The 23,952-nt window shown below is 65.3% G+C and carries 26 protein-coding genes and 1 pseudogene; 13 read left to right on the top strand and 14 right to left on the bottom strand.

The genetic code is table 11. The features are described from left to right. Positions 1-5 precede the first annotated feature (5 nt). Positions 6-893 (top strand): polysaccharide deacetylase, encoded by an 888-nt coding sequence (locus tag ABIA42_RS23815; RefSeq protein ID WP_370120587.1) that lies wholly within the window; start codon positions 6-8, stop codon positions 891-893. Here ABIA42_RS23815 and ABIA42_RS23810 read toward each other — a convergent pair. Both ABIA42_RS23810 and ABIA42_RS23805 read right to left on the bottom strand, forming a co-directional pair. Next, positions 871-1,806: a LysR family transcriptional regulator gene (locus ABIA42_RS23810; RefSeq protein ID WP_370120590.1), complete on the bottom strand. Its 936-nt coding sequence runs from the start codon at positions 1,804-1,806 to the stop codon at positions 871-873. The genes ABIA42_RS23815 and ABIA42_RS23810 overlap by 23 nt on opposite strands. A 27-nt stretch (positions 1,807-1,833) precedes the next feature. After that, on the bottom strand, positions 1,834-2,448 hold the full coding sequence (locus tag ABIA42_RS23805; protein ID WP_370120593.1) for a DUF1989 domain-containing protein: 615 nt from the start codon (positions 2,446-2,448) through the stop codon (positions 1,834-1,836). Positions 2,449-2,563: 115 nt separating this feature from the next. Between ABIA42_RS23805 and ABIA42_RS23800 the strand changes: the two genes are divergently transcribed. Then, positions 2,564-3,439, top strand: coding sequence for a LysR family transcriptional regulator (locus ABIA42_RS23800; protein WP_370120596.1), 876 nt, complete (start codon positions 2,564-2,566; stop codon positions 3,437-3,439). Positions 3,440-3,536: 97 nt separating this feature from the next. Here the strand turns inward: ABIA42_RS23800 and ABIA42_RS23795 are convergent, their stop codons facing one another. Then, a complete protein-coding gene (locus ABIA42_RS23795; RefSeq protein WP_370120599.1) occupies positions 3,537-4,181 on the bottom strand; it encodes a PQQ-binding-like beta-propeller repeat protein in 645 nt (214 codons plus the stop codon). A gap of 27 nt (positions 4,182-4,208) precedes the next feature. After that, entirely contained in the window at positions 4,209-5,429 is a 1,221-nt protein-coding gene (locus ABIA42_RS23790) for an HTH domain-containing protein (RefSeq protein WP_370120603.1), read from the bottom strand. Positions 5,430-5,576: 147 nt separating this feature from the next. Between ABIA42_RS23790 and ABIA42_RS23785 the strand changes: the two genes are divergently transcribed. Together ABIA42_RS23785 and ABIA42_RS23780 are read left to right on the top strand one after the other, a co-directional pair. Then, a complete protein-coding gene (locus ABIA42_RS23785) occupies positions 5,577-6,371 on the top strand; it encodes a DUF899 domain-containing protein (RefSeq protein WP_370120606.1) in 795 nt (264 codons plus the stop codon). Beyond that, a complete protein-coding gene (locus tag ABIA42_RS23780) occupies positions 6,368-6,646 on the top strand; it encodes a hypothetical protein (RefSeq protein ID WP_370120608.1) in 279 nt (92 codons plus the stop codon). Before ABIA42_RS23785 ends, ABIA42_RS23780 begins: the two co-directional genes overlap by 4 nt. A gap of 51 nt (positions 6,647-6,697) precedes the next feature. Here ABIA42_RS23780 and ABIA42_RS23775 read toward each other — a convergent pair whose 3' ends face one another. Continuing rightward, positions 6,698-7,195 carry an N-acetyltransferase family protein gene (locus ABIA42_RS23775; protein WP_370120611.1) on the bottom strand — a complete coding sequence of 166 codons (498 nt, stop codon included), beginning with the start codon at positions 7,193-7,195 and terminating at the stop codon, positions 6,698-6,700. Beyond that, the gene (locus ABIA42_RS23770; RefSeq protein WP_370120614.1) at positions 7,192-7,677 is read right to left on the bottom strand and encodes an Lrp/AsnC family transcriptional regulator; all 486 of its coding nucleotides are present in this window, start codon (positions 7,675-7,677) and stop codon (positions 7,192-7,194) included. The genes ABIA42_RS23775 and ABIA42_RS23770 overlap by 4 nt, the downstream gene beginning before the upstream one ends. 132 nt (positions 7,678-7,809) lie before the next feature. Between ABIA42_RS23770 and ABIA42_RS23765 the strand changes: the two genes are divergently transcribed. After that, a complete protein-coding gene (locus ABIA42_RS23765; RefSeq protein ID WP_028178079.1) occupies positions 7,810-8,205 on the top strand; it encodes a nuclear transport factor 2 family protein in 396 nt (131 codons plus the stop codon). Positions 8,206-8,224: 19 nt separating this feature from the next. On the opposite strand, the gene ABIA42_RS23760 is transcribed toward ABIA42_RS23765, so the two are convergent. Continuing rightward, positions 8,225-8,653: a cytochrome c family protein gene (locus ABIA42_RS23760; protein WP_370120617.1), complete on the bottom strand. Its 429-nt coding sequence runs from the start codon at positions 8,651-8,653 to the stop codon at positions 8,225-8,227. Between the two features lie 97 nt (positions 8,654-8,750). Continuing rightward, on the bottom strand, positions 8,751-9,467 hold the full coding sequence (locus ABIA42_RS23755; protein WP_370120620.1) for a L,D-transpeptidase: 717 nt from the start codon (positions 9,465-9,467) through the stop codon (positions 8,751-8,753). 273 nt (positions 9,468-9,740) lie between these two features. Here ABIA42_RS23755 and ABIA42_RS23750 point away from each other — a divergent pair, with 273 nt between their 5' ends. From ABIA42_RS23750 to ABIA42_RS23740, 3 genes are all read left to right on the top strand, one after another. After that, a complete protein-coding gene (locus ABIA42_RS23750; protein WP_370120623.1) occupies positions 9,741-10,793 on the top strand; it encodes a glycosyltransferase family 4 protein in 1,053 nt (350 codons plus the stop codon). Between the two features lie 33 nt (positions 10,794-10,826). Further along, positions 10,827-11,516: a methyltransferase domain-containing protein gene (locus ABIA42_RS23745; protein WP_370120626.1), complete on the top strand. Its 690-nt coding sequence runs from the start codon at positions 10,827-10,829 to the stop codon at positions 11,514-11,516. Between the two features lie 133 nt (positions 11,517-11,649). Further along, positions 11,650-12,309, top strand: coding sequence for a hypothetical protein (locus tag ABIA42_RS23740; protein WP_028178084.1), 660 nt, complete (start codon positions 11,650-11,652; stop codon positions 12,307-12,309). A 349-nt stretch (positions 12,310-12,658) separates the two neighbouring features. Here the strand turns inward: ABIA42_RS23740 and ABIA42_RS23735 are convergent. Continuing rightward, positions 12,659-14,324: pseudogene (locus ABIA42_RS23735) on the bottom strand (aminotransferase class III-fold pyridoxal phosphate-dependent enzyme). A 35-nt stretch (positions 14,325-14,359) separates the two neighbouring features. Between ABIA42_RS23735 and asd the strand changes: the two are divergent. Beyond that, positions 14,360-15,223 carry an archaetidylserine decarboxylase gene (gene asd / locus ABIA42_RS23730; RefSeq protein WP_370120633.1) on the top strand — a complete coding sequence of 288 codons (864 nt, stop codon included), beginning with the start codon at positions 14,360-14,362 and terminating at the stop codon, positions 15,221-15,223. A 66-nt stretch (positions 15,224-15,289) separates the two neighbouring features. Further along, positions 15,290-15,853: an NUDIX hydrolase gene (locus tag ABIA42_RS23725; RefSeq protein WP_370120636.1), complete on the top strand. Its 564-nt coding sequence runs from the start codon at positions 15,290-15,292 to the stop codon at positions 15,851-15,853. A 51-nt stretch (positions 15,854-15,904) separates the two neighbouring features. On the opposite strand, the gene ABIA42_RS23720 is transcribed toward ABIA42_RS23725, so the two are convergent. Both ABIA42_RS23720 and ABIA42_RS23715 read right to left on the bottom strand, forming a co-directional pair. Beyond that, positions 15,905-17,281: a FecR domain-containing protein gene (locus ABIA42_RS23720; RefSeq protein ID WP_271531176.1), complete on the bottom strand. Its 1,377-nt coding sequence runs from the start codon at positions 17,279-17,281 to the stop codon at positions 15,905-15,907. Positions 17,282-17,545: 264 nt separating this feature from the next. Next, positions 17,546-18,268: a DUF2147 domain-containing protein gene (locus ABIA42_RS23715; protein ID WP_370120639.1), complete on the bottom strand. Its 723-nt coding sequence runs from the start codon at positions 18,266-18,268 to the stop codon at positions 17,546-17,548. Positions 18,269-18,772: 504 nt separating this feature from the next. On the opposite strand from ABIA42_RS23715, the gene ABIA42_RS23710 reads away from it, so the two are divergent. Then, positions 18,773-19,765, top strand: coding sequence for a hypothetical protein (locus ABIA42_RS23710; RefSeq protein WP_370120642.1), 993 nt, complete (start codon positions 18,773-18,775; stop codon positions 19,763-19,765). An 82-nt stretch (positions 19,766-19,847) separates the two neighbouring features. Here the strand turns inward: ABIA42_RS23710 and ABIA42_RS23705 are convergent, their stop codons facing one another. Continuing rightward, positions 19,848-19,973, bottom strand: coding sequence for a hypothetical protein (locus ABIA42_RS23705; protein ID WP_283805393.1), 126 nt, complete (start codon positions 19,971-19,973; stop codon positions 19,848-19,850). Between the two features lie 145 nt (positions 19,974-20,118). Between ABIA42_RS23705 and ABIA42_RS23700 the strand changes: the two genes are divergently transcribed. After that, positions 20,119-21,324: an extensin family protein gene (locus ABIA42_RS23700; RefSeq protein ID WP_370143655.1), complete on the top strand. Its 1,206-nt coding sequence runs from the start codon at positions 20,119-20,121 to the stop codon at positions 21,322-21,324. 84 nt (positions 21,325-21,408) lie between these two features. Here the strand turns inward: ABIA42_RS23700 and ABIA42_RS23695 are convergent, their stop codons facing one another. Together ABIA42_RS23695 and ABIA42_RS23690 are read right to left on the bottom strand one after the other, a co-directional pair. After that, positions 21,409-21,741: a DUF6665 family protein gene (locus ABIA42_RS23695; RefSeq protein WP_370120645.1), complete on the bottom strand. Its 333-nt coding sequence runs from the start codon at positions 21,739-21,741 to the stop codon at positions 21,409-21,411. Positions 21,742-21,784: 43 nt separating this feature from the next. Then, positions 21,785-22,417, bottom strand: a complete 633-nt coding sequence (locus tag ABIA42_RS23690) for a TetR/AcrR family transcriptional regulator (RefSeq protein ID WP_370120648.1) — start codon at positions 22,415-22,417, stop codon at positions 21,785-21,787. 195 nt (positions 22,418-22,612) lie between these two features. Here ABIA42_RS23690 and ABIA42_RS23685 point away from each other — a divergent pair, with 195 nt between their 5' ends. Then, positions 22,613-23,920 carry an HlyD family efflux transporter periplasmic adaptor subunit gene (locus ABIA42_RS23685; RefSeq protein WP_370120651.1) on the top strand — a complete coding sequence of 436 codons (1,308 nt, stop codon included), beginning with the start codon at positions 22,613-22,615 and terminating at the stop codon, positions 23,918-23,920. Positions 23,921-23,952: the final 32 nt, after the last annotated feature.

Here is a 23,952-nt window from a genome sequence, read left to right as displayed (position 1 = left end):
CGAGCATGATAGCCAATCCTATTCCCTGGCCGAACGGCGCCCGGTGCGCCTGCGCAATCACCCTGGACGTCGACGCGGATAGTCTCATCCATGTCGCGCGGCCCCAGGACAGCTATGAACGACTCTATCCGATCACGATGGGGCGATACGGGCCAACGGTCGCCGTGCCGCGCATTCTCGAGACGTATCGGCGGCTTGGCCTAAAGCAATCGTTCTTCATGCCGGCATGGACGATGGAAAATTATCCCGCCGCCGTCGAGGCGATCCTGAGAGACGGGCACGAGATCGGCCATCATGGTTACATTCACGAAGATCCGGCCGCGATCGGGGCGGATCTGCAGCGCGAACGCTTCGAACGCGCGCTTCGCACCCACGTCGCCATGACGGGGCGCAAGCCGCGCGGCTACCGCGCGCCGCTCTATAATGCGACGCAAGTGACGCTGGACCTCCTGATCGAGCACGGCTTCAGCTATGATTCGTCGCTGATGGCCGACGACATCCCATATTTGATGCAAACGCCCAAAGGGAAGCTCTACGAGATGCCGCCGCATTGGGGCGCGGACGACTGGCCGCCTTTCGCTCATTATGCAGAGATCGGCTACATGATGCCAGTCCAATCGCCGAGCGCGGGCTTGGCGGCCTCGTTCGAGGAATTCGAGGCACAGTACGAGGCAGGGGGATTCTGGATGGGGATCTGGCACCCCTTCCTCACCGGCCGGCTCGCCCGCTGGCGGGTGGTCGAGCGCTGGCTCGAGGATGTCCTCGCCAAACGGAAGGTCTGGTTTGCCACGCTCGAACAGATCGCAGCCCATGTCGATGCTCTGGTGAACGCAGGGACCTACCAGGTTCGTATCGAGAGCCTGCCCTACTTCACGCGGCCTGTGCTTCCCTGAGCGTCAGGGATCGCGCGCGGAAGCTTTCCGCTTCTGCGCGGAGCCAATCGGTGAAGGTGGCCACCGCTTTCTGCCGGCCGACCGAGGGGCCTTCCACCAGCCTGAAGGCAAAGCCCGGCAGGGCAGGTCCTTCGATCTGGCGCATGGTCCCCTGACGGAGCTGATCGTCCACCAGCGCGTCGCTGCAGAGCAGTGGTCCGAGCCCGCGCTCGGCCGCATGCAATGCAAGCGTCTCTTCGCTGAACCACGACATGGCGAAATTGGCGCGCCGGCCGCGAGGCGCGATGGCGAGCCAGCCCGACCAGGCAGGAAACTCCAGCGTCGGGTTCTTCCAGCGAAATGCCAGCAGCGATCGCGTCGCGAGGTCGTCAATGCGGGGGGAGGCGACGTTGCGCGGACAGATTCCGCTGGCGGCCACCGCGATATAGCTATCCTCGAACAAAACGGCAGCCGGCTCCGCACCGTCCGATCGCCCGTAGCGGATGGCGAGATCAACGCCGCGCGTTCCCTGCGTCACGATGTCTTCCGTGGCGTCGATATGCACGATGATGGCTGGAAATCTCGCGCTGAATTGCTCCAGCCTCGGCACGAGCCATCGTTCCGCGAAGGCGCGCGTCGTGGATAGGGTGATCTCCTGCGATCCGGCGCGGGGCTGGACGCCGGCAAAGGCATTCGCGAGCTGATCGAAGCCGTCCCGCAGCAGCGGAAAGATCGCCCGACCTTCGGATGTCAACGCAACGGTTCGCCCGCGGCGGTCGAACAATTTCCGCTGCAGCAGCGCTTCCAATTGTCGGACCTGATGGCTCACCGCCGTGACCGACACGCACAGCTCGGCCGCGGCGGCCGTAAAGCTCTGATGACGTGCGGCGGCTTCGAACGCCCGGATCGCATTGAGGGGTGGCAGTTTGCGCATGGGGTTTCTCCGGGCGGCCTGGTCCGATCAATCGATCAGGAAATGCGCATCGGTCGGCTCCATGCCATTGACCGACGTCACGTCCTGGGGGCAGGCGGAAAAGACGATGACTAGATCCATTTCGGCACGGAAGCTCACATACTGACCTGCCCCGCTGGTCGGCGGATGGAACTGCAGAGTGCCGTCCGCTCCGACCGGGACGTTCATGAAGAGATTGAGCGGCGAGGGGACTTCGGGTGCCTTGCGCCCGATCGCGGCCAGCGCGGCGTGCAGATTGTTCGTGCAGTTGGCGTGGTCGGCGCCTGCGCCGAGGTCGCGGTAGCGGTAGGTGTCGCAGGCAGCGATCAGCGTGTCGTGGATGCCGGGCGTGGTGTCTGCGACCAGCGTCAGGATCGCGCGGCGGCGATTGGTCACCAACGTGTCGCCGATCCGCGGCGAGATTTTCAGCATTGCGGTGCGGCTGTGCTCCATCGACATGACCTCGTTCATGTCGGCCGCGTTGAACGCCCAGGTATCGACGACCTGCTTGCCATGTGTGTTCAGGATGGTCGCCGTCTGGCCGGTCACCATTTCTGCCGCGATGCCCTGTCGCGCCGGAATCCGTCGAGGGCGCTTGCGGCCGATCCCTGCAATCTCGTTCATACCAGTCTCCTCAAGGGGCTCGCTGGCGAGAAGGGAGCATTGAACGAGATGCGATTCCAATAATATTACTTACATCTCTTATATGATTTCCTTATACCACATTTCGGAGCCTGTGATGCGGCTACGCCAGCTGGAATGTTTTCGCGCCCTGATGCTTCACGGCACCATGACCCGGGCGGCCGAATTGCTTGGCATGTCGCAGCCGGGAATCAGCGCCATGATCGGTAATCTCGAACGTGCGACCGGGCTTACGCTGTTCGTGCGCCGCGGCGGGCGGCTCCAGCCTACGCCGGAGGCCAAGCTGTTCTATGTCGAGGCGGCGCGCGCCCTCGACGCGGTGGAGAACGCGGCGCGCATTGCCGGCGAGATCCGGACTGGCAGCCGCGGGCACCTTGCCATCGCCGCCTATCCGAGTCTGTCGATCAGCCTGCTGCCGCGCCTGGTTTCCAAATTCTCGGCGAAGCGGCCGCAGCTCCGGACCAAGATCATCACCCGCAACTCGGCGACTGTTCGCGAGCTGATGTCAGCGCAGCAGTTCGATCTCGCGGTTGCGGAGCTGCCGCTCGATTACCCGACCTCGCATATGGAGGTCTTCTCATACGAATGCATGTGCATGCTGCCGAAGGGACATCCGCTCGCCAGGCGAAAACAGCTGACGCCGCGCGATCTCGACGGGGTGCCATTCGTGACGCTGTTTCGCGGCGATCCGGTGTATCAGCAGCTTGCGTCCGCCTTCTCCAGCTTCGGCGCACGCTGGAATGTGGTTGCGGAGACGGAGTTCTTCTCCACGGCCTGCGAGCTGGTTGCGGCAGGCCGCGGAGTCGGTATCGTCGATCCCGTCGTTAGCCGGCATTTCACCGCCGGCCTCGTCCTGCGTCCGCTGCAGCCGGCGATTTCCTACCAGATTGCCATCCTGTTTCCGACGCACGAGGAGCCGTCGCATATCGCCCGCGATTTCGCCGGGTTGTTGCGCGAGGCGTTGCGCGCCTAAAGCGCGATGAGATCAGGACGAATCGTCATCGCGCTTGAGGCTATTGTTTGAGCATGATCTTTCCGGAAAACCGCTGCGCACTTTTCCGGATCATGCATTAGCGGGGCGAGCGCTTGGGACGGCGGACCGCTCTCACATTACCGCGCTCGCCACCACCGCAGAAGAAGCGGTCGGCGCCGTCGGATTCCAACCCCGACACCACCGTCCCGGCGGGCAGGTCGAGCTGCTCCAGCACCTTGCCTGTATCAGGGTCGATCCGTCGCACATCGCTCTCGTCGCCCTCCCAGGTGCCGTGCCAGAGCTCGCCGTCGACCCAGGTCACCCCGGTCACGAAACGCTTGCTCTCGATGGTGCGGAGGACCTTTCCCGTTTCGGGATCGATCTGATGGATCTTGCGCTCGCGATATTGCCCGACCCAGAGCGAGCCCTCGGCCCAGGCCAGACCGGAATCGCCGCCGCCGCCGGGCGCCGGAATCGTGCCGAGCACCTGTCCCGAGGCCGCGTCGATCTTCTGGATGCGATCCTCGGCGATCTGGAACAGGTGGCGGCCGTCGAACGCCGTCCCCGCATGCGCGGCGACGTCGATCGAGCGTGCGATCTTGCCGCTGGCCGGATCGACGGCGTTCAACTTGTCGCCTGAGGCGAACCAGACATGCTTGCCGTCATAGGTGACGCCATGCACGGCCTCGACGCCCGGAAACGGCCCATACTCGGTGATGACCTCTGCGGCTGAACGTTTCATGTGCTCGATCCCTGTGTGAGGCGCATCCTACGTCTTCAGGAGCGGGGTGGGGAGTAACAAGCCTGTCGGGAAACCCGGAACGGGCGGCGTCATCCAGCGGCGCGCCCGTCCGTGTCCGAAGCACTGCACCTTGTGCGACCGCGCCAGCTCGTCGAGTGCCCGCTGCACGGTGCGCGGACTGATCCCAAGCGCAACTGCGAGCGCCGAGCTCGACCATGGCTCGCCGTCGGCGAGAAAGGCGAGGATGGCCGCGTGCTTCTCCTCGAGGGGCCGCGCGAGCACGAGGACGTCGCGCGTCTTCCGCGGCGCCAGCACGAAGCCTGGCTTCGTCGCGCTGATGTCGGCCAGTGGCTTGAGCTTGGTACGGAGCCGTCCGATCTCGACGCGCAATCGCGCGCGGTGCGACTCGTCGGCGTGTTTTGCGTGAAAGGCGCCCGATATCAACGCCTCTCGCGAGACATCCGCGGGCCATGCCTGCGCCAGCAGGCGAGCGAGCGCGAACAGCACGGGCCGCGTTCCCAGCGGCACGACGACGCCTTGCCTGCGCACGACATGGTGGAAGGTGTCCACGACGAGCGCCGTCGAGGTCGCCAGTCTTTCGACCTCCCCGAGCAACAACGGGTGTTCGCTGCCGCGCGCGATCAGGCGCGCCGCCGGCGTGTCGAGCATGAGGCTCACGCTGTCGACCTCGGCCAGGAGCGCCGGGATCTCGGCCAGCCGCGCTGCGTGAGCCGCGCGGCTGAGCGCCGTGCGCGCCTCTTTCGTTCTGAGCCGCCTGATCGCGATGCCGGCGACCACGAGCTCGCGGACGACCTGGGAGGCGGGCGGGAGCGGCGCAGGACGGACCTCGGCCAGCGTGCGCTCGGCCTCATCGAGGCGCCCCAACAGAAGGAAACGGCGCGCCTCGATATGGCCTGCATGGGCGGCATTGGCGAGATCGCCATGGTTTTCGAGCGTCACGCGCGCCGCCGCGAGGGTCTTTACCGGCCAGCTCAGATCGCGCGAGACCAGCGCGATCTCGGCTTCGGCCACCACGCATCTTGCGCGTGCCACCGCCTCGCGCGGACCGAAGCCGCGCGCGGCGCTTCGCAGCAGCGTCTTGGCCTTGGCGAGATCGCCGAGCTGCGCCATCGCGATGCCGCGCAGCGCGAGCGACGGCGCATCGTTGCGCAACGCAACGCGGTTCAGCGCGCCGAGCGGATCGCCGGCTTCGAGCGCACGCGCTGCGGCGGTGATCAGCGATTCCATGTCAATCCCGCCACACTTGTTACTCCCACCGCGCAGCTGTCCGGTGCCAGAGATCGTTGACGGCCGACAATGTGCGGCGAGGGACGATCGGTTCCGCGACCGTCCAGGTGCGGCGGAGCTTCGCCCAGGCAAGGGAATTGGAGGACCATGATGAGTTCAGCAGACAACGCAGCGACCAACGGAAAGACCGCCATGCAGACACCGCCGGTGGTGTCGCCGCAGGATTGGGAGGCAGCCCGTCAGCAACTGCTCGTGAAGGAAAAGGCGCATACCCGTGCCCGCGATGCCCTGGCCGCCGAGCGGCGTCGCATGCCGTGGATGGCGGTGGACAAAACCTATGCGTTCGAGGGGCCCGGCGGCAAGCTCAGCCTGCACGACCTGTTCCAGGGCCGGCGGCAGCTGATCGTCTACCGCGCGTTCTTCGAGCCCGGCGTGTTCGGCTGGCCCGATCATGCCTGCCGCGGCTGCTCCATGGTGGCGGACCAGGTCGCTCATGTCTCGCATCTCAACGCCCGCGACACCACGCTCGTCTTCGCCTCGCGCGCGCCGCAGGCCGACATCGTCAGGCTGAAGAAGCGGATGGGCTGGACCATGCCGTGGGTCACCATCACCGACGGCTTCGATGCCGATTTCGGCGTCGGCGAATGGCACGGAACGAACGTGTTCTACCGCGACGGGATGCGCATCTTCCGCACCTATTTCGTCAAGAGCCGGGGCGACGAGCAGATGGGCGGCACCTGGAACTATCTCGACATCACGCCGCTCGGCCGCCAGGAGGTGTGGGAGGACTCGCCGGAGGGCTATCCGCAGACGCCGACCTACAAATGGTGGAACTGGCACGACAGCTACACCGAAGGCGCCGCACCCGACAAGAAATGGGTCGAGATCTCGGACGCCGGCGAAAAGGCGTTTCGCGAGGAGGCCGCGGGGGAACGGAAATGACCGGTCCGGTCAGCGCGGTCCCCGGCGCCGGCCACGACGGCGCCGCGACCGCGGGTCACCTCGCCAGATGGCTCGGTCTGGCCGCCACGCCGACCTTCGCGATCATGGCGCTGCTGACCGCCGTGCTCGCCGGCGGTCCGGGGGACGTGCTCTGCTCCGCCGGACACGGTTCCGCGCTGGGCGGGATGGTGCCGATGTATCTGTTGATGAGCGCGTTTCACGCATCGGCGTGGCTGCGGTTGATTGCGGAGCGAAGGCACGCCGCGCGTCAGTAGGTGCGGATGACTCCGGCACAAACAAGCCCCGGTTTAGCCGGGGCCGCATCGTCACGAGCCTTGTCCGCCGAAGTGCAAGGCCATCAGGATCTCATCGTAGTATCGGCCGTCCTGCTTCAGCGCGTTCACCTCCCGACCGTATACGACGAAGCCGGCGGCCGTATAGAGACGCAAGGCGGCCTCGTTCTCGCTGACGACTGCGAGTTGCAGCTGTTCGACGCGGGTCGCAGCGTGTGCCGCGACCGCGTCGGCGAGCCTCCGGCCCGTACCGGATTTGCGCGCCTGCGTCCGCACATACATGCCCCAGAGCACCGCCTTGTGCTCAGTCTTCGCGCCGTCGACGCGGCGAAAGCCGGCAACGCCCACGAGCACCTGGGCGTCGAAGGCGCCGAAGACATCCGATGTCATGAGGCGCTCCTCGAACCAGGCGAGGGGTTTTCCCTGCTCGCGCGCGAATGTGCTGGAGTAGGCCTCGGGATGCGCGGCGAGCGCCTCCAGCCTGATCTCGCGGTAGAGCGTGGCGTCGGCAGGCGTCAGCAGTTTGATCATGGCCAGGACAGATGCGCCATCGGCAGGGGCGCGTCGGCCTTGAGGGTCTGGATCGCGATGCTGCTGCGGACCTCTCGCACAATCGGCAGGTTCAGCAGCTTGTCAACCAGGAAGCGCTGATAGTCCTCGAGCTCGGGCACGACGATTTCGAGCAGGTAATCGGCCTCACCGGCGACGAGGTGGCAGGCAACGACCTCGGGCATGGCGACGACGGTCCTCTCGAAGCTCAACGCCTGGTCGTTGGCGTGGCCGCTGATCTTGACGCCGAGAAAGGCCGAGAAGCCGAGCCCGAGACGGCCACGCCGCAAGGAGGCGCGATAGCCGTCGATATATCCCTCCTGCTCCAGTCGCCGCACGCGCCGCAGGCAGGGCGATGGCGACAAGCCGACCCGGTCCGCCAGCTCGATATTGCTCAGTCGTGCATTGGTCTGGAGTTCGGTGACGATGCGCCGGTCGATCGCATCCAGCTCGCATTTTGGCATGAACCGCATCCCATTTGATCAAGAAGGGCACGATGTTGCGCCCGAGCCGTCGAGATTAGCCCAGTTCGCAAGGACATGCCTCGGCTTTCCATGGGATGGAGTGCTCCGATCCTGCCACGAATGGAGTGAACCATGACCGAAGGCCCGACTCTCGCGCCCCTGCTGGAGGCTGTCGACCGTTACTTCACGCTGATGTACGACAATGACGTTTCGCAGTTCGACCGCGTTTTTGCGCCGACTGCGCAGCTCCATGGAATTCGCGACGCGGAATTGCGGATACTGCCGGTTCGCGACTACAGAACCCTGCTGGTGTCGACCCCTTCGCCAGAATCCAAGGATGCACCGCGGCTTCAGGAAGTATTGCTGATCGACGTGGTGTCGCCGGCGCAAGCGCTCGTGAAGGTCCGGGTCCGGATCGATGTGCTCCAGTACGTCGACTATCTGGCGTACCACCGCATCAATGATACTTGGTTGATCACGGCGAAATCGTTCCACATCGAGCGACGGTATGAGCCGACGGGCACCTAGACTGGCGCTGCGGCGGCTCCTATTGGCTGCCGGTCGATTGCAGATACGCAAACACCTTGCCCGCTTCCTCGGCCGAGACGCCGCCATAGGGCTGCATCTTGTGGCCGGAGACGACTTCGTCCGGCTTGACCATGAAGCGGGTGAGCTTGTCCTGGTCCCAGGCGAAGCCCGCTTCCTTCATCGACGAGGAGTAGTTGTAGTCCGGCAGCGAGCCGGCCTTGCGTCCGACGATCTTGTTGAGGTTGGGACCGAGCCGATTGTCACCCTCCTTCATGGAGTGGCAGGTGCGGCAGGAGTTGTTGAAGGCCTGCTGGCCTGTGTCGTCACTGGCGGGTTGCTGCGCGAGCGAGAAGGGCGCGGACAAGAGCAGCGTCAGTGCCCCGGCGCCGATCGCGTGCGCCCACGCTTTTGACGAACGTTGCAGGCGTGGTTGCATTTGCGCCTCCATCGGGGATCGCGCCGCAGCAAGCGCGTCGGGATGTCGGGGGCAAACGAAGACGGCCCCGGCGGGTTCCGGGGCCGCTTGCGTCACAATGTCCGGTCGCTCAGCGCGTCGCAGTGCCGAGCTCGGCCCTGCGTTCGGTCATCGGCAGCACGATCACCTTGGTGCCGATATTGACGCGGGAATAGAGGTCGGTGACGTCCTCGTTGGTCATGCGGATGCAGCCGGAGGAGACGTGCTTGCCGATGGTCTCGGGCGCGTTGGTGCCGTGGATGCGGTAGATGGTGCTGCCGAGATACATGGCGCGGGCCCCTAACGGGTTGCCGGGGCCGCCGGCCATGTGGCGCGGCAGATAGGGCTGGCGGGCGATCATCTGGGGCGGCGGGGTCCAGTCCGGCCATTCCGCCTTCCGGCTCACCGACTGAATGCCGGACCAGGTGAAGCCGTCGCGGCCGACGCCGATGCCGTAGCGCAGCGCCTGGCCGTTGCCGAGCACGTAATAGAGATAGGTGTTGGGCGTATCGATGATGATCGTGCCCGGCGCCTCGCGCGTTGCATAGGAAACGGTCTGGCGGCGGAAACGGGCCGGCATCTCGACCGCGTCCTGATCTTCCGACGGCGCAGCCTGGTAGGGCGTTGCCTGATAGGGTTGATAGGGCTGGATCGGCTGCGGCGCGGCCATTGACGGCAGCGGCTGGAAGAGAGGGAAAAGCTGCGCGGGCGCGGCGTTGGCTGCGCCTGTGAATGCGATTGCGGAGATTGCGGCTGCACCGAACGCAACGGCGCGCGAAAACGTCTTGAACGTGTCCAGATTGATCATTGGTCGCCCCTGTTTGCTCGGTGTTTCTGCTCACCGCGGCACCGTTTCGGTGCTCCGTTGCCTTAAGTCCTAACGGCGAAACGTTTCGGGACATTTGCGAGGAAAACCGAAAACGGTTTCGTCGCGGAAAGGAATGTTTCATGACGGTTTCGTGGCTCCGCGCGCCCGTTAACGAACAAAACAGCACGCCGACACTTCTGTGACGTCACACGCCTGAAATATCCTTCGTTGATGGTCATTGCCTGAGAATCATCAAACTCTCGGAATTTCCCCATGCGGGTATTAATCGCGACTGACGCCTGGCATCCGCAGGTCAACGGCGTGGTGCGGACGCTGACCTCTCTGGCGAATGCGGCCAGGGCCCTCGACGTCGAGATCGACTTCCTCACCCCGGACGGCTTTCCGTCCTGGCCGCTGCCGACCTATCCGGGCCTGCGCATCGCGCTGCCGAGCGCCAAGGAGATCGCAAGGCGGATCGAGCGGGCGGCGCCGGACGCGCTGCACATCGCGACCGAGGGCCCGATCGGCTGGGCGGCGCGGGCCTATTGCCGCCGCAACCGGCTCGCCTTCACCACCTCCTACACGACGCGCTTTCCGGAATATGTCGCGGTGCGGACCGGCATCCCGGCCGCCGTCGGCTATGCCGTGCTGCGCCACTTCCACGATGCCGCCGCCATGACGATGGTGGCGACGCCCTCGCTGCGGCAGGAGCTGTCCGAGCGCGGCTTCAAGCGGCTCGGCTTCTGGACGCGCGGCGTCGACACCGAACTGTTCCATCCCGATTCTCCGGCGAGGCTCGACCTGCCGCGGCCGATCTTCATGACCATGGGCCGCGTGGCGGTGGAGAAGAATCTCGAAGCGTTCCTTTCGCTCGACCTGCCCGGCACCAAGGTCGTGGTCGGCGACGGCCCGCAGAAGGCGGCGCTCGAAAAGAAGTACCCGGACGCGGTCTTCCTCGGCGAGAAGAAGGGTGCGGATCTGACCGCGCATCTCGCCGCTGCCGACGTCTTCGTGTTTCCGAGCCTGACCGACACTTTCGGCGTGGTGCAGCTCGAGGCGCTCGCCTGCGGCACGCCGGTTGCGGCGTTTCCGGTGACGGGACCGAAGGACGTCATCGCCGATCACCCGATCGGCGCGATCGACCACGATCTGCGCACCGCGTGCCTGCGCGCGCTCACCATGTCGCGCGAGACCTGCCGCAACTTCGCGCTGGAGCGCTCCTGGGAGAACAGCGCGCGCCAGTTCGTCGGCAATCTCACCTCTCTTCAGCCCAGCCGCGTCTTGCGTGCCTCGCCTCGCATGGCGCGGCGACCGGTGCGCAGCTGATCGTCACTTCGAACCACAGCGAGAACCTCATCGATGGCTAAGATCATGAACCTTGACGGCACGCAGCAGCTCGACCTCACCCGTGGCACGGTCGAGCAGGCCTATGACCGCTGGGCGCCCGTCTACGACCTCGTGTTCGGCGGCGTGTTCGCCAAGGGGCGGCAGGCTGCGATCGCGGCCACCAACAAGATCGGCGGCCGCGTGCTCGAGGTCGGCGTCGGCACCGGCATCTCGCTGCCGCTCTATGCCCCCAACCTCCGCATCTTCGGCACCGACATTTCGGAAGCGATGCTGGACAAGGCCCGCCGCCGGGTGAAGGAGCAGAAGCTGAAGAACGTCGAGGGCCTCGCGGTGATGGACGCCGAGAAGCTCGAATTTCCGGACAATTCCTTCGACGTCGTGATGGCGCAATATGTCGTCACCGCCGTGCCGAACCCGGAGAAGGCGCTCGACGAATTCGCCCGCGTGCTGCGACCGGGCGGCGAGCTGATCATCCTGACCCGCGTCAGCGCCGACGCCGGCATGCGCCGCTTCATCGAGCAGAAGCTCCAGCCGGTGGTGCGTCCGCTCGGCTTCCGTACCGCCGAGTTCGCCTGGTCGCGTTATGTGAAGTGGCTCGCCGGTGCGCACGGCATCGAGCTCGCCGAGCGTCGCCTGATTCCGCCCCTCGGCCATTTCTCGCTGGTGCGCTTCCGCAAGGTCGACGTCGCCAAGGCCGCATGAGGAAGGCGGCTTGAGCTTACGCGTCACGTGCGTCATCGCGCCGCTGCACATCGTCACATGACAAAATGATGATGTCACACGGCCTACATCGAATCCCTGTAATCCCGTACCCGAAAGCATTTTGGGGGAGAGCATGATCAAGAATTATCTCGAGCAGCTGCGGATCCAGCGCTGGGACGACCATCGCTACTATCACCACAGCCGCATCAATCAGAGCCTGCACTTCGTCAGCGCGCTGAGCTTCCTCTTCGCCTATGTCTGGCTGTTCATCGACCCCGTGGTCTCGGCGCTGGTCGGCTGGCTGATCTCGATGACCTCGCGTCAGGCCGGCCACTTCTTCTTCGAGCCGCACGATTACGATCACATCAACCAGGCGACGCACGAATACAAGGAAGAGATCAAGGTCGGCTACAACCTTCAGCGCAAGGTGGTGCTGATGGCGATCTGGGCGCTGTCGCCGCTGGTCCTGTTCGTCGATCCGACGTTGTTCGGCCTGTTCACGCCCTGGGCGAGCGCGACCGACTTCATGCGTCAGGTCGCCAAGATCTGGCTGGTGATCGGCGGCGGCGGCCTGCTGTTCCGAACCGTGCATCTGTTCTTCATTCGCGACGTCGAGACCGGTCTTGTCTGGATGACCAAGATCCTGACCGACCCCTTCCACGATCTGATGCTCTATCGCAGCGCTCCGCTCGCCCTCATGCGTGGCGAGCTGATGGACCCCGGCCTGCACCTCAACCCCGAGCATACGCTGGGCCTGATCGGCGAGCCCACGCTCGAAGAGCAGCACGCCTGAGCGCGCTGCGCACACAACACACTCCGATGTCTGATGCTTACGTCATGCCCGGCCTCGTGCCGGGCATCCACGTCTTGGGGGCGCTTCTTCGCCTCTCCCCGCGTGCGGTCGGACAATCGCATATGGTGCAAACAATGCAGCGGCATCGGGAGTGGGCTCCCTCTCCCGCTTGCGGGGGAGGGCTGGGGTGGGGGTGTCTCCGCGTCGGGATTGTCGGGGACTACTGAGGATGTCCCTGTGTGGCGAGAACCCTCACCCGCCGCGCGCGGGACGATGCTTTCGCATCGCCCGGGGCGCGTCGGCCTCTCCCGCAAGCGGGAGAGTTGGAGCAAGCGTGCGCGGTGTGGCCTCAGCGCCCGAAGCGCTTCGCCAGCATCTCTTTCAGGATCTGCCGCTTGATCTGCTTGTTGGTGAGCACGCCGTCGTGCCACCAGAAGCCGTCCGCCTTCATCTTCTGCGCGGCGCGGACGAAGCGTTCGGCGACTTCGGTGAAGTCGGCGTCGGTGTAGTTGAGGCTGAAGATCAGCCGGCCGGTGCCGACCCAGCTCAGCGCCAGGCCCTCGGCGCGCAGGTAATATTGCAGCATCCAGTTGTAGCGGGATGGGGTGGTGTATTTCACCGTCCAGATCGAGGAGAAGTTTGCGAACCGCACCGGCAGCTCGGCGCTCTCCATCATCCGGGTTGAGCTTTTGGACGCGGCCGTTCCAGGTTTCCTCGAGGCCGTCATAGACCGCGCGGAAGTTCGGGCTGGCGAGGCGGCTCAGGAATTCGTCCATCGCCGTCATGACGTAGGGGTGGGAGTTGAAGGTGCCGCGGGCGAAGCAGATGTCGGCGGGCCGATCGTCGCGGAAGCGGCGCATCAATTCCTTTTTGCCGCAGACCACGCCGACCGGCAGCCCGCCGGCGAGGCTCTTGCCGTAGGTGACCATGTCGGCGCGCACGCCGAAATATTCCTGGGCGCCGCCGGCGGCGAGGCGGAAGCCGACGAAGACCTCGTCGAAGATCAAGACGATGCCGCGTTCGGTGCAGACCTCGCGCAGCTTCTTCAGCCATTCCGTGTAAGCGGTCCGATCGAAATTGCCGCCGCGCGAGGAATCGACCAGCGAGGAATCGCCGGGCGCGTTGCCGTTCGGATGCAGACCCTGGAGCGGATTGACCAGCACGCAGGCGATGTCCTTGCGCGTCTTCAGCACGTGCAGCGTCTTCTCCGACATCTCGGCGAGGGTGTAGGTCTCGTGCGCGGGGATGGGATTGCCGACGCCGGGCTGCACGTCGCCCCACCAGCCGTGATAGGCGCCGGCGAAGCGGACCAGATGGGTGCGCTTGGTGTGGTAGCGCGCCAGCCGCACCGCCTGCATCACGGCTTCGGTACCGGACATGTGGAACGAAACCTCGTCGAGGCCCGAGATCCGGCAGAGCCGGGTCACGTTCTCGAGGATGACGGGGTGGTAGGGGCCGAGCACCGGTCCGAGCGCATGCGCCCGCTTCTCGGCGCCCTCGATGCATTCCTTGTAGAAGTCGTTGCCGAAGATGTTGACGCCGTACGAGCCGGTGAGATCGTAAGAGGTGTTGCCGTCGACGTCGGTGACCGTGACGCCGCGCGAGGACTCCACGAAGGTCGAGGTGCCCAGGTGCTCGCGGACGAGACGCGAGAACTGGAACGGCACGCGGTAGCTCTCGGTGAAGTTCAGGTCGGAGATCTTCTCCGCCGCCTCCTTCGTCATCGCGCGGCCCTTCGGGTAGCGCTCGGCGTAGAGGCGGGCGAGGCGGAAGAAGCCATCCTTGCGTTGCGCGGCGATGTTCGCGGGCGCACCGTCGCAGGAGAAATAGTCGTTCTCTCCGTACTCGTAGAACGGCAGCAGCCGCGCTACCCGGCGCGACATCTTGGAGTGCCCGGCGAGCGACCGGTGCTTGGCGCGGGAGAGTTCGATGCGCGCCTTGAGCTTCGGGAAGGCGGCGGCAGCGGACGCTGCGGCGGCCACGGACATCGAGAGAATCGGGAGTGTCGTTTCCATGACAACAAGCGCTAACCCTGCGAGCTGACAGATTCATGACAGTCAAAGCCCTCATCGCCTCTTTCACCCAGCAGGAAGACCTCAACTTCCTGCTGACCAACCGCATCCCCCGCGCGGCCCTGACCCGCTTCATGGGCTGGTTCTCCAAGGTCGAGAATCCGCTCGTCCGCGACTTCTCGATCGCGCTGTGGAAGCTGTTCTCGGACCTCGATCTGTCGGAGGCGCGCAAGACGCATTTCAAGAGCCTGCACGACTGCTTCACCCGGGAGCTGAAGCCGGGCCTGCGGCCGTTCGATCCGGATCCGGCGGTGGTGGCGAGTCCCTCTGATGGAATCGTCGGCGCCCACGGCAAGATCGCCGACACCGAGCTGTTCCAGGTCAAGGGCGCGCCCTATTCGTTGCTCGACCTGCTCGGCGATTCCGCGTTGGTCGACCAGCACCGCAACGGCTCCTTCGTCACGCTGCGGCTGACGTCGAGCATGTATCACCGCTTCCACGCGCCCTATGACGCCCATATCGAACGCGTCACGCTGATCCATGGCGACGTCTGGAACGTCAACCCGATCGCGCTCAAGCGCGTCGAGCGTCTCTTCTGCAAGAACGAGCGCGCGGTGATCCGCACCCGCCTCTCCACCGGCGAAGCGGTGACACTGGTGCCCGTTGCGGCGATCCTGGTCGCGAGCATCCGGTTGCACTTCCTCGACATGGTGCTGAACGCGCAGACGAAGGGGCCGGTCAATTTCCCTTGCGACGTCAACGTTGCCAAGGGCGAGGAGCTCGGCTGGTTCGAGCACGGCTCGACCATCATCATCCTGGCGCCCGGCGATTTCAACTTCTGCGACGGCATCGCCGAGGGCTCGCGCATTCGTGCGGGTCAAGCGCTCTTGAGGAGAAAGTAGCCTTCAATCTGCCGTCCCTGCTGGCTATATCGTCTGTCGGGGACGACGATTCTGGATGTGTGAGCGATGGCGCGGGCGCCGGTCTTGGCCGCGGGTGGTATTGTGCTGCGGCGTGGTTCGGCGCCGCTGATCGCGGTCGTGCGCCAGCGCAAGCGCAACGAATGGGTCCTCCCCAAGGGCAAGCTCGACGACGGCGAGACGCCGAAGGAAGCCGCGCATCGCGAGGTGCTGGAGGAGACCGGCCACGACGTTGCCGTGCACGAATTTCTGGGCACCCTCGTTTATCAGTCCGGCGGGCGCTCCAAGGTCGTGCATTTCTGGCGGATGGAAGCTGACGGCGGACCGGTCCGCAAGCTGATGAACGACATCAAGGCGGTCGACTGGCTGACGATGGATGATGCGATTGCCCGCCTGTCGCGCGAATATGAGCGCGCGTTCCTCAACCAGGTCGGCCCGATCGCGCTTGCGGCGGCGGGGCTTCCATTGTCGCCGCCGCCCGAGCCGGCGCAGGCGGCCGATGACATCGATACCGCCTTGCAGACGCTGACTCCGGCCGAGGCGGCGTCCGTCGACGAGCTGCGCCACGGTTTGCTGCAGAAGGTGAAGGCGTGGCTGCGCGGCGAGGCGTGAGACCTGTTCACGCCGCTCTGCCGCGCTCGCAATGACGGAGGGGCGGCGCTGTCACCGCCGCTCTTTCTTTTCCTTCGGAGAAAGCGCGGGTCTTCGTGGCGGTGTGAGGCGCTGCATGGCGGGGAGGCGCTGCTGGAATCCACCGGGGCGCTGCATGCCTGGCTGTTGAGCCGCGGCCGGCTGGCCCGGCTGCGGCGGCACGATTCCGCCGGGCTGGGGTTGCATCTGTCCACCGCGCTGCGGCCGGGTTTGCCGCGCGGTGTCCGGCTGCGTTGCTTCTTCGCGGCGCGGGGCGCCTGTCGGGCGACCTGCGCCTTGCTGTTGGCCCTGCTGCTGCCCCTGACCTGCGCGCCGGCCACCCGGTTGCACGGCGCCGCCTTGTCCCTGCCGCTGCGGCGGCTTCGCGCCTTGCCGGTCAGGCGTACCCGGCTGCTGCTGACCCGGACGGATGTTCTGACCAGGCTGGCCGTTCGGTCGCTGTTGTCCCGGCGGCGTATTCGGCCGCAATTGTTGCTGCTGCGGCTGGACCGGTCGCGGAATTCGGCTGAGCGCGCCCGGATTGGCGCGGCGGAAGTCGCGCTGCTCGGTGACGATCTGCCGGCCCGTGGTTTGCGCCAGATGCACCTGGCTGACGAAGCCGCGGTCGCGCGCGATCTGCTGCGCGGGAATTGTGATCGGTATCGCGGCAAAGCGCATGACGCCGCCGGCGCCGCCCGCACCGGGCCGGATCGCAAAGCCGCTGGACGCCTGTGTCAGCGCGCCGAGCCGCGTGCCGCTGCTGCGATCGTCGACGTCGATGTGGCCGACCCGGCCGTCGGCGTCGGGATAGAGCTTGATGTTGACGTTGCTGGCCCTGCTCGCCGCCGCGCCTTCCGGCACCTCGACGACGCCGGTGGTGCCGCGGATGCCGAGCGTTGCCGTCGGCGTGGTGATCTTCATGTCGCCGGTCTTCGCTACCGCTGCCGCCACGAAGGCAACCGTGCCCTTGCCGACGTCGAAGATCGCCGAATTCTGCCTGCCGCCGTCCTCGTAGACGTAATTGTCGATCGTGATTTTGGCGCTGGCCGAGAGATTGAACGTGGTAGCGTCGTTGAAGGTGATGCCGAGCGAGGAGTTCGACGAGGTCTGCACCACGTCGTTGAGATAGATGTCGTCGCGCACGCGCAGCGGATAGGAGTTCTTGTCGCGGATCACGGTCGCGATCCCCGTCACCGTCGCGACGTTGCCGATCGGCTCGACGGCGGCGGGCTGCGCGTCTGCAGACGCTGTCGGTAAGGCCGACGGCGTCGGGGAGGGGCCGGGTATCGGCTGTGCTTGCGGCTGCGCCTGGGCGAGCTCGATGGCCTCGAATGCACAAGCCGCGCTGCTGCCAGCCAGCGACAAGGCCAGCAGCACAAGCGCGAACGCGAAGCGGCGCCGAGCCACCATCAAATCCACGAAAAAGTCCCGGTGAGAACGCGAGGCGAGAGCTGCGGATATGAGCCGCGTTTGGCTGAATGGCGGATGAACATGTTTCGCACGGCAAGGGGCGTTTGAAAGCCACGTTGGCCCAGAATGTGGCGTCGCCTTCTTGCTCGTCATTCCGGGGCGCGACGAAGTCGCGAACCCGAAATCTCGAAATTGGAGTGGGTGTCTGCGGCGCGAGATCCCGGGTTCGATGCTTCGCATCGCCCCGGGATGACGGTGGTAATATCAGCTCACGCGCTTCCAGGTCTGGCCGCCGCAGAACATGCCGCCGAAGGCGCAGCCCTGCACGCGCATCGCATTCGGACCCTTCATGGCGATCGTGGAGTCGTAGTTGCGGCCGGAGTCGGGATCGTGGATACGGCCGCTCCACTTGGCACCGTCGGGCCTCATGTTGATCAGGATGCGCGCATTGGTCTTCTCGGCGTAACCGCAGAGATTGGCGCCGCACTGCTCGACGCGGACATTGCCCTTGTTGCCTTCGGTCGCCCACAGACCGATCGGGGTGACCGGAGCGGGGGCAGCGGCGACCGGCGCCGGTGCCGCCGCGGCGTTGAAACCAACCGACGGCGCTTCGGCAACATTGGTCGCCGGCGCGGCCGGCGCTGTGACCGTGGGCGCGGCGGGCGTGGTCGGCTGGACCTCTGTCGGCGGTGCCGGCTGCTGAGCGGTCGGCGCCGGCGCCCCCTGCGCCGTCGTCGTCGCGCCGGACGTCGTGTCGTCATCATCGTCCGCGGAGCCGAAATCATTGAAATCGAGATTGTTCAGCGTGATCGGCTTCTTGGACAGGCCTGGCGCGACGATCGTGACGCAGTTCAGCGAGCTGCAATTCTTCGGCGCCTGGATCTGGATCTTCTGTCCTTCGATCTGGAAGGTGATCACGTTGCCGGCATGCGCCACGGCGGTGGATGCGAGCAACAGCGCGGTGGCGGCGAAATAGAGCTTCTTCATGAGACCTCCAAAGATGCAGCCTTGAGCGGGTATGGTCTATGTCGCTAAGCCAGCGAGCGTGGTTCGACCCTAGGCTGCAAGCCTCGCTCCCTCTGTGACTGAAGTCACGGCCGCCGGCCCGCGCAGCGCGAAGTGTCGGGCGGCCCCCGGTCGTAACAGCGTCTCGCTGCTTGCTCGGTCTTGCGGAGAAAGCCATCCAGACCGGCAAGCGCCGTGACCCAGAGCAATAACAACTCGTTATCGGGAGTAGTGAATCCGTGCCACGCGTTCTTGGGAATGAATATCGTTGCGGCTTTCTCAATTGGGTAACTGACATCCATCATTCGCGTCAGATGTGTCGACGCTGTCCGCTTCTCGCCCATTTGTAACCGCCTCGACTTCTGGACACCCTGTAGCCCTTCGATTAAGTTGATCGCTCCGGCTTCTGAATTGATCGCTCTGCCTTCCTGCGCAGCCAGCCGTCACTGACGCGCTCCTCCGTCCACGACGAACAAGGGGTCACGCATGGTGAAAGACGTTCCCGAGCTGGAGTACCGCTCGCCGCGTGAAGTCGAGCGGGAGCCAAAGAGGCCGCTCGAGACGCAGAGCGTCCCCATGATTCGAGAACTCAAGGATCACCCGAGCGCCAAGGCGTTCCCGGCGAACGACAGGCTCCAGGTCGCCGCTCCGGATACGGTTGTGGCCGACAGGGTGTTGCGGTCGGCGACGACCGGGCACAACGGGTTCAGGAATTTCGTGTTTGCATACGCGAGAGGGTTGCCGGCGCGCGTATGCGCCGTGGTGCCGGACGGCACGACCGAGTTCACCCGCGCGCTCATCTTCTTCCATCCGCTGCCCACACAACGGGCCGGATACGACGACGGACAGTACGCGGCCCAGACCGGCGGCTGGCACAACATCTACCGCTACTGCGAGCAGCAGGGCGCCCAGCTCGCCGCGTCGAACAAGAAGATCGTGCTCATCATGCCGATCTTCAGCCTCGCGTCGACGGAAACGTGCGGCGTGTTTCCCGACAAGTGGAAGGATTTGATCGAGTTGATCCTGAGGCATATCCGCGACCAGCGTTTTCCGGGACGGAAAGGCGAGGATATGGACCTCAAGGAGGTGATCACGGCGAGCTACAGCGCCGGCGTCCACTACATGAGCACGTTCCTGAACCAAGCCAAGGGCCTCAAGTCCGCTCTGAAAGAGGTGTGGGACTATGACGGCCGCTTCTCGACGAGCAGGGACAAGAGTGAGGGACTGCGCTCTTTCGCCCCGAAGGTGTTGACCTACGACCAGCGGCCGGTGAAGCTGAACCAGGTCGTGCAGGAATTCCGCCTCAACAAGGGGATACACATTCCGCTGCCGCGGTGGCAGGACCTCGGCAAGTCGTCGAGCTTCCTCGACGTTGCCGACCCCAACGTCGCAGCGGTCCCGGGTGCATCGCTGTTCGTCCACGGCGCCATGCCGCGATACCTGATGTTTCACTCGCTGATGCAGAGCTCGGTTGGATAGCACTCGGCTCAGGCTGGCATTCACACACGCTTTAGAGCCTCGGCGGCCTGATGGCAGGCTGTGATGCGGTCGGTGAACGCTTCTAGATCATGCCGAGGACGATAGCGCCGACGAAGGCCATGGCGAGGTAGGCGGTGATAACGCCCAGTCTGCCGGCGAACGTCATGAGGTCGCTCCCGATGGTCGCGCACCCTGCCGCGACCATCATGGTTAACAGAGAGTCACCTCGCGAAAAAGGCAGTCTCGCTGTCGCTCATCGTCGGCAGCCGACAGCGCGCGCGGTCGCCATGGTTAAGGAAGGCTGAAATCAACGTGTTGAAGAGTCTTTAAGTAAATTCACCGAACGTGCGTGCATGAAGCGCGGAGTTCGTTTGTATCTCGTCGGCTCCATCGTCCTTGTTTCGCTAGCGGGTTGCGGTCGGGGCTTCTTCCAGGCCGAACGCGAACCGTGGCGGGCCGAGGCGGAAGCCGCATGCCTGAAATCGGGCGCGGTGAAGGAGGGGCCGGATCTCGTCCGCATCGACCCGATCTCCGGCCCGGGCATGTGCGGTGCCGAGTTTCCGCTCAAGGTTGCCGCCATCGGAGAACCCTCGAGCAGCTATGGCTTTGCCGACGAAACGCTGCGCCCGCCGGCCAGTATCGGCGGCCAGCCGCGTTGGCCGGTGACGCAGCCGCGATCGAACTATCCGCAGAGCCAGAACGATCCGTCATCGACCTATCCGCAAGGCTCGAACTATCCCCAGAGCGCGGTGCGCCAGCCCGTCGGCTATGGCACCTCAACCGGGCCGATATCGCTGAACGCGCCCGGCGTGGCGCCGCAGGAGGACGAGATCGACCTGCCGCCCGACGGCACTGACGCCGCGGGTGCGGCGCGCTACATGAATGCACCGAGCTATCCGGCACGGCCAGCGCCTTACTCGCAGGCGCCTGCGCAGCAGCCGCTGCCGCGTCTTGGTCCTGCGCAGGGCAATCCCGTCACAACCGTCGGTCCCGTCGCGATCAGGCCGACGGCGACGCTCGCCTGCCCGATCGTATCCGAGCTCGACCGCTGGCTCGCCGACACCGTGCAGCCTTCTGCGATGCGCTGGTTCGGCGTCCGCGTCGCCGAGATCAGGCAGATCTCCGCCTATTCCTGCCGCGGCATGAACGGCAATTCGCGTGCTCACATCTCCGAGCACGCCTTCGGCAACGCGCTGGACATCTCCGCCTTCGTGCTGGCCGACGGCCGCCGCGTCACCGTGAAGGACGGCTGGCGCGGCATGCCGGAGGAACAGGGTTTCCTGCGCGACGTGCAATCGGGAGCGTGTGCGCATTTCACCACCGTGCTCGCGCCGGGCTCGAACGTCTTTCACTACGATCACATTCACGTCGACCTGATGCGCCGCGCCAGCCGCCGCCTGATTTGTCAGCCCGCCGCCGTGTCCGGCGAGGAGGTCGCCGCGCGTGCGCAGTCGCGCCGCCCTTATGCCAATGCGCGCGATCCCTCCGTCACCGGCTCGCTGGGTGCGCGCAAGAGCATGGCGCGCAAGCACGAAGAAGACGAGTACATCGACGAGTAGCCTTCCTTTGTAGTCCGGATGAGCGCAGCGATATCCGGGGCAGTCCTCCCGCATGTCGCTGCGCTCATGCGGGCTACGATCTCGCTACGAGGCTGGCTTCGACGGGGCCAGCCCCATGCACCGCTGCACCTCGCTCGGAACGTTGTAGGTGCGCATGATGTGGCGGCTGTCGCGCAAGCCGGACGCCTCACGTTGGACGACGAACATCCAAAGCGCGTGGCCGGCTTCCATCACCAGCTTGCGCCTGGCCGGTTGCATTGAGGCCGGAACCTCCGAGGATGCGTGGGCAGCGTCGTATTCGCGCAAACGCGCGAGGCTCTGTTCGAGTGCGCGGCCCATCCGTCCAAGCGCCGAGGCCTGTTCCTGGACGATCTCGTAGTGGAGGATATCGACCGGCGGGCGAAGATCACGAGACATGGCCGCAATATAGTGCCGCCCGGCCCGTATGCGCAACGCGCTGCTACTTCTTGTACGCCGCCAGGAACATCCGCGTTGCGCTGTCGACCACCTCGGTCATGCGCTGTTCCGAGGGCGCGGGCGCGGCCTGGAAGACGAAGGGCAGGAACAGCGAGGCCTTGCACAGCTCCATGAACTGCGAGGCGGCAAGATCGCAATCGTCGATCTCGAGATCGCCCGCGGCGACGCGGGCCTTGAGATAACCGGAAAGGCGGTTGATGGACTTGTCGAGCACGCGCCCATAGTAACGGCGGCCGACATCGGGCATGCGTTCGGCGATCGCCATCACGGTGCGGATCGCCGATCCGCCACCGGGCCGGCAGACCAGGTGAAGGTAGGCGAGGCCAAACTCCTTCAGCGTGGTCTTGGCATCACGGGCGGGATCGAAATTGAACACGACCTGGCCGTGCTGGAGCGCTTCCTGCTCGAGGATGGCTTCGAACAGCGCGCATTTGTCGGCGAAGTAGACGTAGAGCGTGCCCTTCGAGACCTGAGCCGCGCGCGCGATCTCGCCCATGCTGGCGCCATCGAAACCGAGGTCCATGAACACTTTGCGGGCGCCGTCGAGGATCTGGCGGCGCTTGGAGCTGTCCTCTTCATGGACAACCTGCGGATGTTCGTTGGCAACTACAACCATTGGTTTAGAGTCTCGGAAGGTTTTTGGACCGGATCAGGCTCCTGAAACCCGAATAAAGCCTTCGAGGTCGTATGGTCTGTCCGCGAAGATTGTTTATATTGACCGAACGGTTCGGTCAATGGTACTTGGGATCAGCGAGAGGGAACCGGCTGCGCAGCGGCCGCCCTCGATCGCACATATTTGGGGGAGGCCTTTATGGCCGTATCGAGAGACCAGACTGCTCGCGTCCTTCGCCAGGACGCGGTGGAGCAGCAGTCGGGGGATGATGCTGCGTCCGAGACATCCGCACCCCATGCCGAACAGTTGCGCGCTCATGTGGCCGAGGAAGCGAAACGTCCGACCCCGGAGGCGCCAAAGCCCGTGACCGACAAGCCGGCCGCACCCGCGTCAGGCGCACCCGCCGCAGGTGCGCGCAACTCCGGCAAGCGCAAATTCGTCCTGATGGGCGTTGGCCTCGTGCTCGCGCTCGCGGCCGCGAGCTACGCCGGCTATTACACCCTGGTCGGCCGCTTCTATATTTCCACCGACGACGCCTATGTCCGCGCCAACAATACGATGCTCGGCGCGCGCGTTGCCGGCCACATTGCCTCGATCCTCGCCGGTGACAACACGCCGGTGCGTGCCGGCGACATCGTCTTCCGCATCGACGACGGCGACTACAAGATCGCGGTCGAAGCCGCCGCGACCAAGATCGCGACCCAGCAGGCCACCATCGATCGCATCGGTCGCCAGGTCGCCGCGCTCGACAGCCAGGTCGCGCAGGCCAAGGCGCAGCTCGTCTCCGCGGAAGCGGGCCTCAAGCGCGCCGACCTCGATTATGAGCGCCAGCAGGCGCTGAGCAGCAAGGGCTTTGCCTCGCGCGCCACCTTCGAGAGCTCGGAAGCCGGACGCGATCAGGGCGCCGCCGCGGTCAAGGCCGCGCAGGCCGCCTACGACGTTGCCGTCAGCAATGTCGATGTCGCCAGGGCGCAGCAGGCCGAGGCCCAGGCCCAGCTCGCCGAGCTCAAGACCACGCTCGCCAAGGCCGAGCGCGACCTCGCCTTCACCGCGGTGCGCGCGCCGGTCAACGGCACGTTCTCCAACCGCCTGGTCAACACCGGCGACTTCGTTGCGGTCGGCCAGCGCCTCGGCAACATCGTGCCGCTCGACGACGTCTATATCGACGCCAACTTCAAGGAAACGCAGCTCAAGCGCATCCGCCCCGGCCAGCCGGTGACGATCAAGGTCGACGCCTACGGCATGCGCAAGTTCTCCGGCGTCGTCGACAGCATCGCGGCGGGTGCGGGCTCGGTGTTCACGCTGCTGCCGCCGGACAACGCCACCGGCAATTTCACCAAGATCGTGCAGCGCGTGCCGGTCCGCATCCGCGTGCCGAAATCGGTGGCGAAGCAGAACCTGCTCCGCGCCGGCATGTCGGTCTACGCGACCGTCGACACCAACAAGGGGGCCGCCGACGCCGACAGCGAGGTCGATCTCGACGATCCCGCGGTCCATCCGCAGTAGGCGGCGGTACAATGAGGTCCTCCGTCCCCTTG

Source organism: Bradyrhizobium sp. USDA 327, assembly GCF_041262065.1.
In the GTDB taxonomy this organism is placed as follows: Bacteria; Pseudomonadota; Alphaproteobacteria; order Rhizobiales; family Xanthobacteraceae; genus Bradyrhizobium; species Bradyrhizobium liaoningense.
Note: the sequence above shows the minus strand (reverse complement) of the source record. Positions and strands in the feature narration are given on the sequence as shown.